Source organism: Vibrio sp. 704 (genome assembly GCF_033339295.1).
In genome coordinates this window covers 1-674 of the sequence record NZ_JAWOUH010000494.1, presented here as the reverse complement: position 1 = coordinate 674, position 674 = coordinate 1, and the positions used below count along the sequence as shown (strand labels likewise).

1 pseudogene is annotated in these 674 nt (G+C 48.7%); it reads right to left on the bottom strand.

Features of this window, described 5'->3' with window-relative positions:
- Positions 1-674 (bottom strand): annotated as a pseudogene (locus R7R24_RS27335) (urocanate hydratase); the annotation flags it as partial.

Here is a 674-nt window from a genome sequence, read left to right as displayed (position 1 = left end):
GCAGAGGTTTGGTCAGTAACTACATCTGGTGTGATTTTGCGTTCAACAAGCTCTGAGAAAACATCAGCCGCGTTACCTAGAAGGCCAACAGATACTGGCGTGTCCGATTCTGTGATGATTGCGAGTGCTTCGTCTAGGGAAGTCGCTTTTTGGTCAACATAACCAGTACGCAGACGGTAATCGATACGTGATTCGTCCCACTCAACGGCACTCATTGAGAAACCTGCCATGGTGCTCGCAAGTGGTTGAGCGCCCCCCATGCCACCAAGACCACCAGTTAGAACCCAGCGACCTTTTGCATTGCCGTTAAAGTGCTTTTTCGCAACTGACACGAAGGTTTCGTAAGTGCCTTGGACGATGCCTTGTGAACCGATATAAATCCAGCTACCCGCGGTCATTTGGCCATACATCATCAAACCTTGCTTATCAAGCTCGTTGAAGTGTTCCCAATTTGCCCAATGCGGAACCAAGTTTGAGTTAGCAATGAGCACACGCGGTGCGTTTTTGTGGGTTGGGAAAACACCCACAGGTTTACCTGATTGCACTAAAAGTGTTTGGTCATCTTCGAGTCTTTCCAGTACTTCTACAATCTTGTCGTAACATTCCCAGTTTCGTGCTGCGCGACCAATGCCGCCGTATACCACTAATGAATGTGGATGTTCTGCCACATCAGG